General features: G+C 48.6%; 11 protein-coding genes and 1 pseudogene. 1 reads left to right on the top strand and 11 read right to left on the bottom strand.

Going from position 1 to position 18,734, the window contains the following annotated elements:
- The 9 genes and pseudogenes from B2Z72_RS01275 to B2Z72_RS01235 form a co-directional block, all read right to left on the bottom strand.
- Nucleotides 1–1,855, bottom strand: a pseudogene (locus B2Z72_RS01275) (hypothetical protein); the annotation flags it as partial.
- A 177-nt stretch (nt 1,856–2,032) separates the two neighbouring features.
- A complete protein-coding gene (locus B2Z72_RS01270; RefSeq protein WP_296981764.1) occupies nt 2,033–3,412 on the bottom strand; it encodes a KAP family P-loop NTPase fold protein in 1,380 nt (459 codons plus the stop codon).
- Nucleotides 3,412–4,629: a restriction endonuclease subunit S gene (locus tag B2Z72_RS01265; protein WP_297004025.1), complete on the bottom strand. Its 1,218-nt coding sequence runs from the start codon at nt 4,627–4,629 to the stop codon at nt 3,412–3,414. The genes B2Z72_RS01270 and B2Z72_RS01265 overlap by 1 nt, the downstream gene beginning before the upstream one ends.
- A 46-nt stretch (nt 4,630–4,675) precedes the next feature.
- Nucleotides 4,676–6,232: a type I restriction-modification system subunit M gene (locus tag B2Z72_RS01260; RefSeq protein WP_296983042.1), complete on the bottom strand. Its 1,557-nt coding sequence runs from the start codon at nt 6,230–6,232 to the stop codon at nt 4,676–4,678.
- A gap of 260 nt (nt 6,233–6,492) precedes the next feature.
- Nucleotides 6,493–9,525 (bottom strand): DEAD/DEAH box helicase, encoded by a 3,033-nt coding sequence (locus B2Z72_RS01255; protein ID WP_296983041.1) that lies wholly within the window; start codon nt 9,523–9,525, stop codon nt 6,493–6,495.
- A gap of 5 nt (nt 9,526–9,530) precedes the next feature.
- On the bottom strand, nt 9,531–10,958 hold the full coding sequence (locus B2Z72_RS01250) for an EH signature domain-containing protein (RefSeq protein ID WP_296983040.1): 1,428 nt from the start codon (nt 10,956–10,958) through the stop codon (nt 9,531–9,533).
- A gap of 98 nt (nt 10,959–11,056) precedes the next feature.
- Nucleotides 11,057–11,809, bottom strand: a complete 753-nt coding sequence (locus B2Z72_RS01245) for an OmpA/MotB family protein (protein ID WP_296983039.1) — start codon at nt 11,807–11,809, stop codon at nt 11,057–11,059.
- Entirely contained in the window at nt 11,809–13,866 is a 2,058-nt protein-coding gene (zorA, locus tag B2Z72_RS01240) for an anti-phage ZorAB system protein ZorA (RefSeq protein ID WP_297004022.1), read from the bottom strand. The genes B2Z72_RS01245 and zorA overlap by 1 nt, the downstream gene beginning before the upstream one ends.
- Before the next feature lie 241 nt (nt 13,867–14,107).
- Entirely contained in the window at nt 14,108–14,986 is an 879-nt protein-coding gene (locus B2Z72_RS01235; RefSeq protein ID WP_297004020.1) for a helix-turn-helix transcriptional regulator, read from the bottom strand.
- Between the two features lie 885 nt (nt 14,987–15,871).
- Here B2Z72_RS01235 and B2Z72_RS01230 point away from each other — a divergent pair.
- Nucleotides 15,872–16,543 carry an ABC transporter permease gene (locus B2Z72_RS01230; protein WP_349676678.1) on the top strand — a complete coding sequence of 224 codons (672 nt, stop codon included), beginning with the start codon at nt 15,872–15,874 and terminating at the stop codon, nt 16,541–16,543.
- Nucleotides 16,544–16,597: 54 nt separating this feature from the next.
- Here the strand turns inward: B2Z72_RS01230 and B2Z72_RS01225 are convergent, their stop codons facing one another.
- Nucleotides 16,598–17,623, bottom strand: a complete 1,026-nt coding sequence (locus B2Z72_RS01225) for a methionine synthase (RefSeq protein WP_296981336.1) — start codon at nt 17,621–17,623, stop codon at nt 16,598–16,600.
- Nucleotides 17,624–17,664: 41 nt separating this feature from the next.
- On the bottom strand, nt 17,665–18,642 hold the full coding sequence (locus tag B2Z72_RS01220; protein ID WP_296981337.1) for a DUF1852 domain-containing protein: 978 nt from the start codon (nt 18,640–18,642) through the stop codon (nt 17,665–17,667).
- Between the last annotated feature and the right edge of the window lie 92 nt (nt 18,643–18,734).

The raw sequence follows: 18,734 nt of genomic DNA, 5'->3' as shown, positions 1-18,734 counted from the left end.
GCTCTTCAACCAATTCGTTCCAGTTAATACGAGGCAAAAGATACAGTGTCTGCTGAACCATACGTTTGCCACTGTTAAGTGAAAGTATGCTCAACTCAATATCTGTCAAAAGCCAATTAACCTTTCGGACATGAGCATAATCACGCTCTGATCCGGCAGCATTCTGATCAAAGAAATAGTCCGATGTAACAATGCCCACGGCCTGAACGGTTTCTACATCTTTCAGACACAAAAGAACGTCACCTATCTTAATATCATTCACAAAAGCGTTAATGGCATCATGATTACGGTAAGACAATGAATCCCAATAAGTCTGCTGTTCCTCTTCCCTATCGTCTACATCAATTGAGAGGTCACCTGTGTCGTTCCAGCCAATTCGGGCCTCCCCAGCCTGAATGTAACGTTCGCGCATTTCCTTATCGCCCCTGCGGCCAATAGAAATCTTCCATACAGCTGGCGATTCAGACAAACCTAAAGACTGACCATTCAAGACATTGCTATTAGCCCGGTCTGCTATTTCCTTGAACACACCTGACTCAACGCAATAATCAATCTGACCAGATTCGTCATCCGTCTTTGCCCGAATCCCTTCAATAAAATCTTCGTAGGAGAAACTCTGATGGAAGGTCGTAAAGCCAATGCGCTTATCGGTTACAAGCTGTTCATAACGCTGTTTTACCTGACTACGTATTTCAACGTCATTCAAACCCTGTGCATTCAAATCTGCCATCCACGCTGGGTCGGCCAGCATCACCGCTCTTTCAGTGGTTGCGTAAGTTTTACCAGTACCCGGTGGGCCATAAAGAATCTGATTAAGTGATGAAGACACAGATACCTCAGTTCGATTTTCAGGATCACTATCTATTTCAGCGTTAGTCACTTCGCTGTCGTAGGCAGAACACACAGCTTTGAGATCATCCAACGATTCGACAATAACGCTGACCGCAGGATTACCAGCCGCTAACGTCGGAGCATTGGCTCCCAGATTGCTGTTTCGCGGTTCATCCGCCGTGTATTCTTTTAAGGATGAGATTTTTGTCTTAACCGTCGGGAGCCAATCACCCGGCTGCATAAACAGAGTAACTTTCTTGTTCTGTTTTATTAAGGCGATCTGTTTCCCGCCGATCGTTTCATAGCCAGCAACATACTGGGTAGAAGGTTTGATAGCCTGAAACTCATCTGACTCATCAAAGTAAGCCTGTGCTTTACTTACATCAAAATCCGCTTTCATCAGCGAATCTGCGGCTTTCAGAAGATTATAAGAGTGCTCAAAAATATTCCGGTCACCAAGCTGATCCATCAGCATTTCGTGCGCAATCAAACGCTCACTTTTCGCAGACTTGCCGGTTAACGCAGACAACATAGCGCCACTGAAGATAGGCAATACAGTGATATGGCTGCGATCCTGGTATAAAAAAGCAATCTTCCAGCGGATCGCTTCACCTAAATCAGCGGCCTGTACCGCATGTAAATCGCCGTTTCTTGCTGCTTTGGCAACCTTAATTATCTCGTTGCGGACAGAAGAGAAGGCTTCTTCAGCGGTATCGCCATACTTCGCCATCCAACCATAGTCATCGTTGTAACAACGGCCACCACTGTTCTCTTTAGCGATTTTATCTTTGCGGGCATACACACCGAATTTAAAAGCAGAGCCGCCCCAGATGGAGCCCAGCTTATCTGTTGCCGACTCCAGCCAATAGCAGAAGCTGTCATCTGTTCCCTGACTGGTGTACTCCGCCAGCGTCATAGACACCAGACGTTCTAACGGCCAGATTCGGAGAAATTCATCCCAAAGAGCTTCCAATTCAGCGGGCGCAATTGCTTCGCGGGTATTTGAATCCACATTTTCCACCATAGTTCTATTAAACCCCTTTGTCATCTGTCAAAACGGTTACTTTGGAAAATCTCTTTTCCGTGGAGACAAGAAGAGCACTTAATATATTCAAGACTCCATTTTCCTGTAGTTGAAAGTAAATAATTCCATATATACAGCCAAACCAATTACAGACAGAGGTAATTTATAATTGCTTCTTCACCGTCTACTTGAAAGACTCAACACAGAGAACACATCCTTTACCGGCTTCCAAATATCATTAGGAACGCCACCACCTCTGGAACCTTCAAAATAGCGATCAAAATCGTTTTCCCAGTTTTTCTGAATGTCTTCGTCGCCAGGCGTAAAGCGCTCAGCGTTAAAGGTACATTCCTGGGCAATAAGTACTCCGAACGTCACAGAATGATTACTGAAAAAATTACATTCATCGCCGCCAGGCAATATCGTTAACCCGAATATTGGCGCAATCACTTCCGCATCGGCGCGTTCTGACTGAATGTGTTCGTAAACATCCGGTCTAAAACAAGACACGAACACTGCAAAAATTTTTAGTAAGACATAACCAAAGATGATATTCGAGCCTAACCCTTGGGTAAGAGAATGATAAATCTCCAGATGCCGCACCAGAGTTTCAACCTCCCGAAGTGACAGCTTATTCGTCTGTATTAACTGACTGATAAATCTGAAATATGCCCAATCCGTTTCATTTAGCTCAGTTTCTGATAAGACTTCACTGGATGAAACCAAATTAGAAAAATGTTCCACAGATGCCAGTAATTGATCGTCACCATACCCTGCTCGCCCACTGACTTCTGATGATAATCTGACACTGAACTTCAAAAACTTATCGAGGTAGCGCTGGGCATCAACCAATGGGCCATAGCTGTGATTGATAGCGGCACGGAGTTGCTTGGTGTTGGTGACCAGAACGAACTTCACGTTTTCAACATCGAAGGTGTGTTTGATCACTTCCAACATTTGCACTGCGAAGTCAGGGCGACAACGATCCAGTTCATCAACAAAGATGATTATAGGAGCATCTTCGGCTAATTCAGTCAGTGTGGTTTGCAGTGCTATGAGATTTTTTTTGACTTTTTCATGATCTTTCAGAACTGCAGCGACCGAAGCGTCGATGGCTTTATCGGCCGCATCCTGAAGATGCTCTTCGAGGCCATCAGCAATATCATCCGCTTCCTGTCTGAGCACATGGCTTACCACAGCCTTTAAAGTAGTTTTAAAACCATAGCGAGCTACCGGAATGGCTTTCTGCATAAAGCCTTCCTTCTTCTCTCCTTCAGGAATCAGAGCTGCGACCTCAGCCAGTATTGTCATCAGCGGATCATTGGCATGATCCGCCTGAAATGCGTCAACATACACCAGCTGATAGTTTTCATGCTCTGCCGTGAACTTGTTAATCAGCTTCTGGCAGAACTCGGTTTTACCCGTGCCCCAATCGCCGTCTATTACCATGGGCGAAATATCGATTGGGGATGTCAGCAGCTTGATAAGATTATCAGCGATACCGACCCGATTGAAGTCATCCCTGGTTTGAAACGTCAGTGCTTCCTGCTCGCTCATCAGGCCATTTCCTCCTCTGCAGTATTAACCCGGCGCTTACCCGTCAATAACTGCTGCATCAGGGCTTTTTTCTCTTGCTTTAGGGCATCGAGCTTTTGTTGCAGCGCAGAGATTTCCTGATCAGCGGCGGACAGGACGGCGGCGATTTTTTGTTGTTCTTCCATTAATGGACAAGGAAACTCCATCTTTTCAAAGTCCTTTTTGGATAGCTCTAAAAATGTGGAACCAGACGCTTTTCGAAGTAACGCTTTAGAGTTATAGGCGAGCAAGTAATATATGAAATTAACATCAAATGCCTTCGTCGGAATGATGTTTTTAAACCCTTGGTTTGTACATATCGGCCCAGAGGAAATGGACAAGGCACCAATGGTTGCTCGCGTACAAACCATCAAACTACCAGCAGGTAATATCGTGGCTGAGCTATTTTTAACCCCAGCTTCACTAATAGTCCTAGTCGTTGTGCGGACGAATCTAGACTTCAAAGCCGTTACGTCTGTTGGCGTTAACCAAAGAATATCGCCATCCCAATATTCTTTGGTGTTTGTATCAGGTGTACCACCAGATACAACTTTCCCCATCTGAGAAAGTGTGGTGATTTTCCACTCTCCACTAAACCTAACCCCATTCTTATCCAGCAGGCGGGGTTTTGAGGGGTGAGGGCCGGTGAGCAGTTGTTGCATCAGGGCTTTTTTCTGCTGTTGGCTGTTGGCGAGCAGTTGTTCGGTGGTGGTGATGGCCTTGTCCCAGGTGGAGAGGATTTGGGCGATTTTCTTTTGTTCGGGGAGTGGGGGAATTAGAACAGGAAAGCCACATACATCCTCTCTAGTAATATTCGGATCCTTTCTACTGCTAGCAGCAAATTTTTTCCAAACCTTCACATTCCCGTTCAAATAATTAATAAGAAATTCAGGGCTCACCTTTTTAGAATCTAGTACCAATCCTGACAGTGCCTGGTTTATCGCTGCAGGAACTTTCAATAAGCCTGTTCTTCCGATCTGGTTAAATCCACCATACATAGCAACCAAAACAGTACCCACAGGGAAAATCGAGCAAGAGGTTTCCTTTAAAGCTTCTTCTGTTATCTGCTCATCAGTGTTGAAAATTTCACCATTGTTTAAATCGAGGGTTTTCACCCACGGAGTCCCTTGATAGGTGAAATACCGATCTGACTGTGCACGCAGAGGGGTTGATCCTGATTTGATTCTGGCAATATCAATAAGCCGAACACGCTGCTAATCAAGGGGAGTTGTCATATTGCTATCACTATTCCCCATAACCCAACTCCTCCAGATACTTAGCCATCTGGCTTTCCAGTTCGGCCATCTGCACTTTCAGTTGTTCACGCTCGGCTCGCACGGCCATCAGGTCGATTTCTTCCTCTTCTTCAAAGGTATCGACGTAGCGCGGAATATTGAGGTTGTAGTCGTTGTCGCGAATCTCGTCGAGGCTGGCAACGTAGGCGTATTTATCGACGTCGGAGCCTGCATGATAGGTTTCAACGATCTTGCGAATGTTGTCTGCGCTGAGCTGGTTCTGGTTTTTACCGGCTTTGAATTCCCGTGATGCATCAATAAACATCACATCGTTATCGGATTTGGATTTTTTAAAGATCAGAATTGCCGCTGGAATGCCGGTGCCGTAAAACAGTTTCTCGGGCAAACCAATCACAGCGTCGAGAAGATTTTCTTCAATTAATTGCTGACGAATTTTGCCTTCGCTGGAACCTCGGAACAGCACGCCGTGCGGGACTACTACTCCCATGCGGCCACCCTGTTTACCTTGGGATGCGGGTTTCAGAGTTTCGATCATGTGCAGGATAAAAGCGTAATCGCCTTTGGTTTTCGGCGGTACACCGCGACGGAAGCGGCTGAACCTGTCGTTGTCGGCTTCGTCATGGCCCCACTTATCCAGCGAGAACGGTGGGTTGGCGGTAACGATGTCGAACAGCATCAGGTCGCCGTTTTTATCCAGCAGTTTGGGGTTACGGATGGTGTCGCCCCATTCGATCTTGTGGTTGTCTTCACCGTGCAGAAACATGTTCATCTTCGCCAGCGACCAGGTGGAGCCAATGGCTTCCTGACCGTAAAGCGCATAGCTTTTGCTGTTATGGTTTGTGCGGATTTTGCTGCCGCATTTCATTAACAGTGAGGCAGATCCACAGGCCGGGTCACAGATGCTGTCGCCCGGTTGCGGATCAAGCAGTTCGGCAATCAGATCGGAGACTTCCGGCGGGGTGTAGAACTCACCGGCTTTCTGGCCACCGGAAGCCGCGAAGTTTTTGATCAGGTATTCGTAGGCGTTACCAATGACGTCCAGCGTGCCGACACGGCTTGGCTTGAGGTTGAGATCGTCTTTGGCGAAGTCTTCCATCAGGTGGCGCAGGATGGTGTTCTTCTGCTTCTCTTCACCCAGACGGTCGGTGTTGAAGGAAATGTCCTGGAACACGCTTTTGCCTGCGTCTTTCAGCTTGGTGCCGTTGGCTTCTTCAATGGCGTGCAGCGCCTGGTCTATGCGTTCACCGTTACCCGGTTCGTGACGACGCTCATACAGAACATAGAAGCTGGCTTCTTTCGGCAGAACAAAGCGCTCGTTCTTCATCATCTCGTCAATCAGCTCCGGCTCATCGCCGTACTCGGCTTTGTAGCCGTCGTAGTGATCCTGCCATACGTCCGAGATGTACTTGAGGAACAGCATGGTGAGGATGAAGTCTTTGTAGGTATCGGCGCTGATGGTACCCCGGAAGGTATCGCAGGCGTTCCACAGGGCTTTGTTGATGGCATCCTGGCTCAGGGCTGTCTGGCTGGTTTTGTCGCTATTCATATCATTCGTGGCCATGTACGTGAGATCGTCGTTACCCTTTGCCACCGGAAGGCCTGGTTAGCAGGCCTGGTCAGAGGGTAAGGTAAATGTATTGCTATTAAGCTGATTATACTGAGCTTTTCATTGATGTCTGTCGATTCAACCGCCAATATCCATACTGTATGAATTAACATGTCGGGTTATATGACGCATCCGCTGTTGACGTAACGGAAGTGCGCCCTGGCACGGCTCAGGGTAAGACCAGCGCTCAGGCCAGTCCATCACAGCCCCAGGGCTTTGGCCATCGCACTCTCTGCTACACCTTCTGTGGTTACTACCGCGTCTTTCAACATCAGTTTGCCCTGCAGTAAGCGGTCAAGGTGCACATCAAAGGCATCATGCTCCGGGTGGAGTGCGGCTGGCAGATAAATACTGACAGGCTTCTGCTGGCCAATACGGTACACACGGTCAGATGCCTGGGCTTCTTTGGCTGGGTTCCAGTGGCGCTCCAGATGTACTACATGGTTGGCACCAATCACGGTTAACCCCACCCCAGCGGCCACCGGCGACATAATCAGAATGTTAAAGCCGGACTGTGCCTCAAATTGGGTGATCAATTGTTTACGGCTGAGCTCTTCCGATTTGGTCTGCACGGCTTTGGTATCGCCATTAATAACCGAGATATTCAGCCCGTAGATTTTATCCAGCCACAGTTTGACCGCGCGCTGCAGGTTTTTGGTGGTCATAAAGAGGATGATTTTTTCATTCTTGGAGCGGACATCATCGAGAATGCCCAGCAACACCTGCAGTTTTGCTGACTGCATCATCTGCTGGCGAGCGTCGTCAGCGGAACGAACAGAGAGCAACAACTGATCGATATCGGATAATCCGGGGTGAAGTGAGATGCCGCGAAGCTGACTGAGAACCGCCAGGGCAACACCACGGGTATCCGTTTCGGTTCGTACGGTACGATAGTCTTCGATTGCAGCGTCGTACGCCTGCAGTTGCGACCCTGTCATCATGCGAGCCAGTGCCGGCATTTGCTGAACACCCGGCTGATTCTGCGGCAGACCAGAGATGATGGTTTTTACCGGCAGACCGGTTAAGCGTTCTTCTTTGGTGCGGCGCAGCATGTAGTCACCTACGGCATTACGAAGCTCAGTGCCTATGTGTATACGAACCTCGTCACGCTCTTCATCCGCTGCATTAAGAATAGGTTTGATCCAGCTATCGCGGAATTGTGGCCAATCGCCCAGCAGCCCAGGTTGTGCGGTATCGACCAGGCACCAATAATCTGCCAGGCTGTTTTCTACCGGTGTTCCCGTAGCCAGAATTTTTACGTCTGCTTTGATGCCCTTCGCTGCTCGGGTTTGCAACGTATTAACGTTCTTCAGGTTCTGAGCTTCGTCGAAGATCACCATCCCCCAATCAATCACGCACAGTGAAAATTGGTAGTCGCGCAATGTCTGATAGGTTGTCAGCACTAATCGACGATCCATATCCAGGCGCGCCGGGCCTGCTGAAGGGCCGACTTTGAGCGCATAGCGAATGGCGTCTTTTACACTGGCGGCATCATTGTTTGCCAGACTTTGCAGCTGCTGAGATTCACGTTCGGCACCCTGAATACGGTATTGCTTCAGATCGCGTCCGGACTGCAATACCACAATGTCGCGGAATGGAATTGAGTTAAAGGTCTTACCGACTTCATCTTCCCAGTTTTCCAATAAGCTCAGCGGTGCAACGACCAAAATTGGTTTTTCTGATTTACCGGCGGATTTTCTGCCCTGCAGATAATGCTGAGCCGCCACCAGCGCCATATAGGTTTTACCCAGGCCCATATCATCGGCCAGTAATCCGCCCTGTACACGATAAAAATCGTCCGGATTATCGGCACTGGCGGCTGTAATCAATCGCGCCATCCAATCGACACCTTCCCGCTGATGATCAAATGGCTGACGTGCACAGTTCTCCCAGTCCACCGGCACATGTGGCGCATCCGCTAACTTCTGCTTAAGGCCTGCTACACGCTCACTGGCCTCTTTCAGAATGACTGTGCTGGTGACAGTTTCTTCTTCGTCGTCGGCAGTGTCATCTTCAGTCTGGCCCCCAGATTCCTGTGGAGCGCTGAATTTTTCATCCAATTCTGTGATTAACGCCGCAACCTGCTCAGGATTGGATATGTCGATGTTCTCTCCGGCAAACTGCAGTTGTGTTGCCCCCTGCTGTTGGGCCTGTTCAATTTTTGCCTGCAAAGTCTGCAGATCTTCCGGGGTCTCAACCAGACGGCGCATAATTTCGGGGGGCATGGGCTTATCGCCCAAGGCAAACCAATCCTGACGGCTGGCATCCGGGTTGCCGAAATCAATATGCTGAAGCTCGCCAATGCCTTCCACACGTAAGGAAAAGCCAAGATCCAGATCGACCAGTGCGGCATCAATAAAGGCTGATGGCGTTTTAATAAAATCTGCAACCTGGGAGGCCGGAATACGCTGACGGCGCAGAACTTCATTAACGGCCTGCAGTTTTTCCGCTTCCAGCAGAACAATCTGATCTTTAACCCGCAACACGCCTTCATCACTCGCCTTTTCAAGCTGATGCCAGCGACTGCCGAGATCGTCCGGACTGATTCCAGCCCCTACGGCCGGGCACAATTGCAGACTACCATCGGCCAGGCGGGTAGCCGTTACGCCAATTTTTTCCGGAATGCGGATATCAAGTGATTCAAAATGGGCTAAATCGACTTTCATGCCGCTGCGCTTCGCCAGCTGCAAGCGAGCCAACAGTCTTAGGTTTTCGGCTTCACCCCGTTCGGAGGCATTAAGGTTCTGGTGATGGTTCAGAGCCTGAATCGCCAGCAGTTGCGCAGAGGTAAGACGATATTGGCTTGCTCCGATGTGCAGAATTGGCCCCTTAACCTTAAGAGGTACACGATCGGCTAAACGCGGGTAGAGTTCGACACTGAACGCGCTATCGGTGGTTTTATTGTGAATACGGGTTTCAAATGTGCCTTCAAAAGGCGCCGGAAGCATAAGAACAGCGGCTTCATCTTCCTTTAACGCCGCGACAACCGGTGAAGGTACGCTGAAACCGTTCGCCACAGGTGTAGCACTACCCTGTTCTTCCAGCATTTTGAACAGTGCCAGCTGCAATAAAGCACGCGGTTCACCGGTGCCTGCATTCAGTGCTTTGAATTCTTCTGGTGACAGATAAAAATTGATACCTTCAGAATCCGCTGCCGATAAAAATCCTTCACTATTGGCAACCGACTCGCCAGTTATACCCAGAAACCCTTTAAGGGTGCCAATTAAGCTCATTTTTGCTATCTCTTTTTACGACGTACGGGCATACCAAATTTCTGCATGTATACCTTGTAATCCGTTTTCGTCATTAATTGCTCTATATCCAGCTCGATATCATTGTTTGCCAGAAACTGAATAACCTGATTACACCAGGTTCCCGGACGGTGAGTAATATCAGCTAAAGGCAATCCGGGATGCTCTTTGCGATACTCATTAGGGATGCGTTTCGTGAGGTCATTATGATCCAGATAGGTAACGCCATAGTCGGCGATCTGACGACCCGGCACATCCAGATAGAGCCATATTTTGAAACTGTGTGAGCCCTGGATAACGTGAAACTTGCCACAATTGAGGTAGATTACGGCTTTGTCACTCATACCTCCGCCCAGATCGATGTAACTCGACTTCATTTCTCCGCGCAGAACCCGCCGGACCCCCTGCTTTGCTTTCGCGCCTAACATCAAACGGGTACTTTTTATAAGGTCCTGATCGAAAAGCCCTTCAAGGAATTTCTTTCGTGCCGGGAACATTCGCTGAAGGTTTTCATCATCGCTGTCTTCACCGTATTGTTCCACTGCTTTAAGGAAGAGCTTGAGATCTTCGCGGGACAGCCAGCCACGGACTTTTTCAATTCGCCCCTCACCAATAGGCTGCCACCATTGGCGGAAGTTGGATGCATTGCTGGCGATACGGGGATCACCGGCAATATTAAGAATAAAATTGCGCCAGGTATCGCCCGGATCAGCCGGGGAACGATCAATCAGAATTTCAATTGCCCGGTGACCGATACGCAGAGTGCCTTCATACATGGCAGTATTAACTTCTGGTTTCTGAAGTTCTGCAAATACTGGGTGGGACTCACCCAGCGGAATCTCTTTTAACGTATCAAGGTAGTAAAACGCGCGGCAAATATCACCGAAACGCCCCTGATCGAAACCGGAAAGACCAACCTGCTTAAAATATTCATCCAGTTCCAGATGTTTTTTCTTCGCCTGGCGCACAACATAGGCCGGTGATTCTTTCATCATAAGATTATCAGCGTTGTTTTTCAGGTTGTGCAGCACACTAAGCCCATTATTCACTTTCTGCTCAGGCAGCAAACGAAGCTGGGCAGTGATGACATCGGCCAATACAGCCTGCATATCCGCGTCACGATTGATTAACTGATGACCCAGCTGGTCAAAATAGCGGAAGTACAGGTCAACCAGGTTGATAAGCGGTATCTGAGACAGCCTTGGCTGCTGACACTCTACCAGCAACGCCAATGATCTGGGATTCAGGGATTTTCGGACGCGGCTGTCTTCGAGCCAAAGATAGGTCATCGCCCGGGCCCCGGTACGGGATGAAATAATCTGCTTTATCCGGGTACCATCGTTGTACGAAATGGCATAGCGTAACGCTTCAACGACGGCTTCAAAGTTATCGCCTTTTCCCGCTCCCTTCTGCAAGGTTTCTGCGCGCTGTATCAAAGGCTGCCAGGCGCTGATTTTTTGCGCTGGCCACTCATTTGCAGGCAACCGGAATCTGGGAAGTTTCAACGGCATACTCAGCTACTCTCCGCTCCAAATCCGGATTTTTCTTTCACCTGTTGGTAGTCCTTCAGATCAGGATGTCGAATGGTAAAGCGAATATCGATACGGCGGTTTTCTTTTCGTTCTTCTTCGCTGCGCTGATTTTCAGTGACAGGGCGGGTTTTGCCGTAGCCGCTGACACTGAACAGAAAGTGACCCGCATGATTTTTGAGGATATCAAGCCGCTGATCCGTAGCGAGATTGTCATTCCAGAACTGCCATAAGGATATCGCCCGGTAAGCAGACAGGCCCCAGTTCCCTTTATTACCGAAAAAACTGGTGGGCAGAGCATCCGTATGCCCTTCAATAAAAATCGTATCCAGATATTCAGTACGGCCTTCTTTACGAATGACATCGCCCAGCACCTGCCCTATGCCCAGTGCCGTCTCCTGATATTGCTCACGGATTGCATAATCACGCGAAGCAAACCCCAGCAGATCACTGGATATACTGACGATGGAGTCATTTTCATTAACGATGACATTAATTCCTTTGCGCTTCAGTTGCTCCTCGATCTCATGCAGGATAGTGCGCCTTACGGTATCGGCCTTTTTCAATTCCTGAATGCTTTTATCGAAGTCCTGCTGTTTCTGCGTCAGGTTAAGAACCAGAACGGCACAGGCAAGCACGAACAGAATAAGCAAGCCTGCCATGATGTCAGAAAATGACATCCAATAAGGATTCTCTTCATCAACACTGGCCGGCGCACGGCGAAAGACTCTCATCATCAGGTCCTTACAGTCAGATCATCGACAACGCCGGATATAGCATTTACCGTGTTCAACATCTGGTTGGTGAAACTCAACGTCTGCTGGTTCCACTCATTCATCCTTGCTTCAACCTGCGAAGACACCTCGCCAGAGTAATCCGCTAACCATTTTGACGCCTGTTCTTCAATTTGCACAACCTGCTGACGCAATGCCGTTCCAAGAGATGAGAACTCTTCTTTCACACTCCTGAGATACTCATTCTGATGTTCACGCATATGCCCGAAGCTGTCATTTGCCAGCTTAGCAGTATCTTCAAACTGCTCTGCTGCAGCCATTATTGAGTCTTCAAGCTCATCTAATGCGCTGACCTGCTCTTTAACGCCATTGAAGGCCAGTTCATTCTGACGGGCTGCCGCCGCGATATTATCGCTGACCACTTTACTGTTTTCGCCCAGCGTTGTTGCTGCGGTACTCAGATTACCTGACAGTATACCCAGCTGAGATGCACTGGTGTTCAGGTGAGAGCTGCTTTGTTCAACGGCAACCGATGCCTGCGTCAGTTTGTCCAGCAATTGTTTATGCTGTTCAGCAAGCTGTTGTGACTGCTGCAGGCTGGCCTGTACACCGTCAGACAAGGTTTGCAGCAGACGGCCCTGTTCGCCAGCCATGCTTTCCAGCATGTTCTTCAGGCGGTCATCCGTGTCTGCAGCCTGTTGTTGCAGCTGCTCCAGTTGCTGCTTTGCCTGCCCCTGCATACTGCTGACCGCTTCATTAAATGCTGTAGTCATTCCTGCGGCCTGCTCTTTGCCCAACTCGGTAAACTCACTCATCTGTCGGACGGATGCCGCAGACATATCCTCGACAACTTTTGCCTGATGTTCAGATAAGGAATGGATCTGCTGACTGAATTGATCGGTCAGTTGCTGCTGCTGTGACTCTGCATGTTTGCGTTGTTCTTCAAGCTGGGCATTTAACTTAATTGTTCTTTCTGCCTCTGCTTCTGCCTGTTTCATCTGCTTATCTGTAATTTCAGTAAACAGCGTGTCCATTTTTCCGGAAATCGCTTCCATCGCTTTATTAACAGAGTCGGCAGCTCCATCCATTGACTCTTTTTGCTTTTGCCCTTCCGCCCGCAGCCCTGATGAAAACTGTTCGATTAAAGATTCCAGTGCCTGAGTCGACTGTTGGCTGGCGTTGTTAGTCATCGCCTGCAGTGCCGGATTAAGTATCTCAGATAAGGTTGTTGCAATCGCTTCCTGCATGGATCGGCTCATGCCTTCAACACTTTTTTGCAATTCAGAGCCAATCTGTTCGGCAAGACCCGCGAGAGAATTTTTGCTTTCCCGTGAGTTGTCGCTGATATCCACCAGAACTTTTTCAGCTGGAAGGCGCGGATAAAGGTAATCAATCTCGTGCTGAAGTGTCGTTATCCTTTTCAGCACCGCACGTTCTGTTTGTTTCTCTACCCAGTTAAGAACAAGGCTTAAAAATACACCCCAGACTGACGATACGAAGGCGACCCCGGCACCGGATATCATCTGATTGATGCCAGCCTTCAGTTCATCCAGATCTTTACTGTCAAAATTAAGACCTGATAAGCCCAGCGTCAGACCCAGGAAGGTACCCAGTACACCAATGGCAGTCAGAAAGGACGGCGTAGCCGCTAACAGCCGGTTGGATGTCAGGCTGCCAGCCATAGTCCTGGCGTTAAAAAAGTGATCTGCATCCAGCGTGTTGTATAGCTGAGTCAGATCAGCGGAATACACCAGGCTCTCATCGAACTCCCGCCACAGCTCATTGACACCGCTTACCGGGCTGGCTGATGCTTTTGCGACTACGTCACTGCGAGCTGAAGCCAGTTGCTCCCTATCAGCTCCCACAACCAGCTCAGAGATAGCAGAGCGTAACCGGATAAAGACCCGGTATTGCCGCCAAAGACGCAAGCAACACCAGAAAAATACGGCAAGCATTCCCAGAAAAAGTGACAGACTGATGTAGGTAGTCATCCCTGCATGCCCATTCAGCAATGAGCTTCCCGGAATAAGGTACATCCAATCAATCGCTTGTGTATTCATTACAACTCCATAAGTACCTTGCCGATCAAGGTGTCAGACTATCGTTCAACATTTAACAAAAGCCGTCCCTGGCCGCTAATCATCCGTGTGCTTCCCTGCCGTGCCCTCAGGACGACAAACTTCGCCGCAGCACCCCGGCACCGACATCCTGTCTGCATCCTGCCCCGCTATTCAGCCCAGAGACGTCCTGGCGAGCAATGCTGTATTAATAAACATGTAAAGAAATAATACAGACCGTCCGTCAGTGCAGCCAAGGCTCAAGGTCCGCGCGGCTTTGGCTCGTCAGGATGATTTGTTGTGCTTCCGGCCTCTCGCGGTAACGATCCACTCTCAGCTGCTGCAGCCAGTAAAGCAGCAGAGCAGCCCTGACCCGGTATTCTCTCGTCACATTTCCCGACGTATCGGCACTCATTCCGTAATCCAATGCCACAATTTTGCGTCGGGCTTCGTTCAGTCTTGGGTCAGGTTCGATAGAAAACGTTACCCAGGTATTCCAGCCATGATCATCTTCCCGGCCATGCTGTGATGCGCCCTCTGCATCGAACACCCCCCGGATACGGGTCAGAACGAAGTCGCGGTAATCCTGATTTTTTTCACACCAGGCCCTGACATGCCAGCGATTACCATCATTGACCAGGGTATGTGGACAGATAATACGTTCTTCAAAGTCGGGGCTTGTGATGCTGGCATACGCAACATCCAGCCTTAGTCCCTGTCTGATGGCCTGAATGATGGGTCTGACAATGTCTGGTTCTGGTGAATGATGACCACTACCGATGCGAAGTAAGGAGGCCTCTGCTGCAGTGTCTGTGGACATTGCACACAACTGATCCTCAATAAGACTGACGTACCGCTCTAACGCAACAGAAGGCTGCGACGGGATAAATTGTTCGGCAGGCTCATAACACTTCAGACTGGGGTTGTAGGCGAGGTTTTGCGGAAAGCGCATTTTGTATTCATTAATCAAACGACTTGCGCTTTGGCGCGTAATTGCGAGCAACTTCATCAGATGATTAGTATTCAGACGCCCCTCCCACTGAGCAATCAGCTCAATAGCCTGAAACGCCTGCTGTAGCTGATGTGAGATAGGAGCCTCCGCAGGACTCAAGGATGTACTCATACGATCCAGATGCAATTGACTATTTAGTAATTAGTCAATTATATATCTGATAATAAAGGGATTTTCCACCTTAAAGATGATCATTTCGTTTGCTTACCAGTCATAGATGACCAACGTCAGTACCAAAACCAACCAGCCTGACCGGGCTAAATCTGGAGAAACAGCCCAGAGGCATGCTGAACAGATCCATATTCCCCTTCGTCACATGCGCTCAGAAAATGTTTTTGCCAATACCTCCGACACCGCCTGCAACGACATGCAGAAGACCCTGACTTTATTTAGCCCAGAGTCTTCTGCATGTTAATCAATAAAACACCCATGAACATTCACTTATAAATCTCGGAACCTACGTTCCGAAAAAGTAAAAATGCCCAACCAAGAACAGGTAAAATCCGCACAAGAGCCAGAGAAATATGCAAAGCAATTCAGTGCATAATGCATAATATTTCCTGACAATATTATTTTGATATTTTTCTTAATATTCCCAATGATTTAAAAATGCATCTTACTGATGCACAAAGACATTCAGACGAATCACAGCCGTGCACCAAAACCAGAACCTGTTAAGCACACAATGTAAAAAATCAATGCTTAGATAAAAATAAATTGGGCATTTTGCACAACGCATAAAGACAGAGGTTGTTCACACACTCCTGAAATCTCTTTTATCGTGAAAACCCTCACTCATGGTACAGGCTTTGCTGAGTCATCCTGGTCCGCCCGAACCGGACACTCTGGAGTTTATGCTTCAGACAATTCGATGACGTCCCCGACAAAGTCCGTCAAAGAATATTGAAACAGATCATTTTTCGCACTACCGATGCAGCGCATCCGCACAGGAGTTTTTCTTGAAAACCATTCAGACCGGCAATTGTTGCTGTTGTTGTGTTTAAAACGGAGCAGATACTGTCCGGTATGGCGACACTGGCGATCAGTCTCGGAATTGCCGGCGTTATTGGCCGCTCATTCAGCCATAAACCGTTTACCGGTACAGACACACTGTCACTGCCCGGCAGTGATCTGCCTTTTATTGGCCCTCTGTTATTCGACCAGGATAGTCTGTTTTATCTTACCCTTATTCTGGTTATTGCCCTCTGGTATGTGATGCGACATACCCGGGTTGGACTGCGCCTGCGTGCTGTGGGTGAAGATCCGGCCAGTGCTGACGTCGCAGGGGTCGCGGTCGACTGGTACAAATTAATTGCCGCCACACTGGCAGGCTCATTGTGTGGTTTGGCTGGCGCTTATCTGTGCTTATCCGGCAGTAACGTCTGGGTGGATAATATGATCGCCGGACGCGGCTGGATAGCCATGGCATTGGTTGCCTTTGCCCGCTGGCAACCATTGCGTGCTCTGGCCGGCGCTTTTCTATTTGGTGCACTGGAAGCGCTGTTACCCAGAATGCAGGCCAGCGGTGTTGATATGCCAATCTATCTGATGGGCATGATTCCCTACCTGCTGACCATTGCTGTGCTGATTATTATCGCCCGCTTTGGCCGCCACGATGCACAACCTGCCGCACTGGGGATGATTTATCTGCGCCAGGATCGTCATTAATCTCAGCCGTGAGCGGAATTAATCTGAGCTAACGGCTGCTGCAGTGCGATGCGCTCAGAGCAATTCTGCGCGCACTAAGGCAGCCCCTTCCGCCAGAGCATTAAGCTTTCCCCTTGCTACATCACGTGGCAAGGGAGCCATCCCGCAATTCGTACAGGGATACAGTTTGTCAGCATCCACAAACTGCAATGCTTTGCGCAGAGTGTCTACCACATCTTCCGCGGTTTCAATCCGGTCGGTCGCAACGTCGATAGCACCCACCATCACTTTTTTACCACGGATCAGTTCCAGCAGTTCCAGCGGTACGCGCGAGTTGTGGCACTCGAGCGAGATAATATCCAGCATTGATGCCTGCAGCTTTGGAAAAATTTCTTCGTATTGACGCCATTCAGAGCCCAGTGTTTTCTTCCAGTCGGTATTGGCCTTAATGCCGTAGCCATAACAGATGTGTACTGCAGTTTCACAGTTCAGGCCTTCAACTGCGCGCTCCAGTGCGGCAATTCCCCAGTCATTCACCTCATCGAAAAACACATTAAAGGCGGGTTCATCAAACTGAATAATATCGACTCCGGCATCCTGCAGCTCCCGCGCTTCCTGATTGAGAATGTCGGCAAATTCAAAGGCGAGTTGTTCACGGCTGTTGTAGTGGGCATCAAATAGCGTATCCACCATGGTCATAGGACCAGGCAGCGCCCATTTAATTGGCTGATCCGTCTGAACCCGGAGAAAACCTGCGTCCGCAACAAAGACAGGCTTTTGCCGTGATACAGCTGAAACCACAACTGGCACACTGGCCTCGTAACGGTCGCGGATTTTAACCGTTCTGCGGTTTTCAAAATCCACGCCATTGAGGTTTTCAATAAATGTCGTTACAAAATGCTGGCGCGTCTGTTCACCATCACTGACAATATCAATGCCGGCGTTCTGCTGTTCCTGCAAGGCAACACGCAACGCGTCCTGCTTAGCTTCAGTGAGATCCTGCCCTGTCAGTTTCCAGGGCGACCAGAGTTTTTCCGGCTCTGCCAGCCAAACAGGTTTAGGTAAGCTGCCTGCCGTAGACGTTGGTAATATTTTTTTCATGCTGATACTTATTAAATCTCGTTATTAATGAACAGGCAGGCTTAACGAGGAAAGCTCGCTGACCAGTCATTGAGAATGGACTGATAGGGCTGAATAAAACACTCTTCAGCAAACAATCCCTGATTCACAGCCAGCTGACTGCGCTCCTCGCGGTCGTAGTCAATCCGCGTCAGTGAATAATCCGGGTGCTTTAGACTCGGGCGGAAACACTCTCCTGCCACGGCATTGGCATTGTAAATTTCGGGACGATAAATTTTCTGAAAGCTTTCCATGGTGCTGATGGTACTGATCAGCTCAAGATCGCTGTAATCGTTCAGCAGATCACCAAAGAAATAGAATGCCAGCGGTGCCGTGGTATTGGCTGGCATAAAGTAGCGCACCTGCAGCCCCATTTTTCTGAAGTAACTTTCTGTCAGTGACGACTCATTCGGGCGATATTCAAAACCAAGCACCGGGTGATTATTTTCACTGCGGTAGTAGGTCTTATTATCGGAAACACTCAAGCAGATTACCGGCTTTTTATGGAAGTTTTCCCGGTAAGTATCAGACGCGACAAACGACTGAAACAGCTGGCCATGCAGATCGCCAAAGTCATCCGGCACGCTGAAACTGTCGCGTGTTTTATTGTGTTCTGACAGCAGAATGCTGAAGTCATAATCGCGTACATAAGAAGAGAAATTATTCCCCACCACGCCATTGATCCGTTCATTTTTCAGATGATCGACTATCGTGGTTTTCAGGATTTCAATGGCAGGAAAATTCTTACCGTCACCTTCAACATCCAGATCCACAGAGACAATACTGAGCTCTACTGAATAGCGATCGCCATTGGGATTGTCCCAATATGCCATGGCATTAAAGCGGTTATTAATCATGACCAGAGTATCGCGCAGATTCTCTCTACGGCGCTTGCCACGGGCTAAATTGGCGAAATTAGTGGTAATCCGTGTATTGTCTGCCGGCTGATAGTTTTCATCAAAATCTATCTCCCTGACACTGTATTTAAATGCGCTGGTCATGATGATCCGTTCCTTAATTCGTTGACAGGAAACGTTATATAGGAAAGAAATAATGAAGAATAATGATTTTAAATAATAAAATTATGAGGAAT

Origin of the sequence: Thalassolituus sp. UBA6592 (assembly GCF_002433655.1) — a bacterium.
In the GTDB taxonomy this organism is placed as follows: domain Bacteria; phylum Pseudomonadota; class Gammaproteobacteria; order Pseudomonadales; family Oceanobacteraceae; genus Venatoribacter.
Note: the sequence above shows the minus strand (reverse complement) of the source record. Positions and strands in the feature narration are given on the sequence as shown.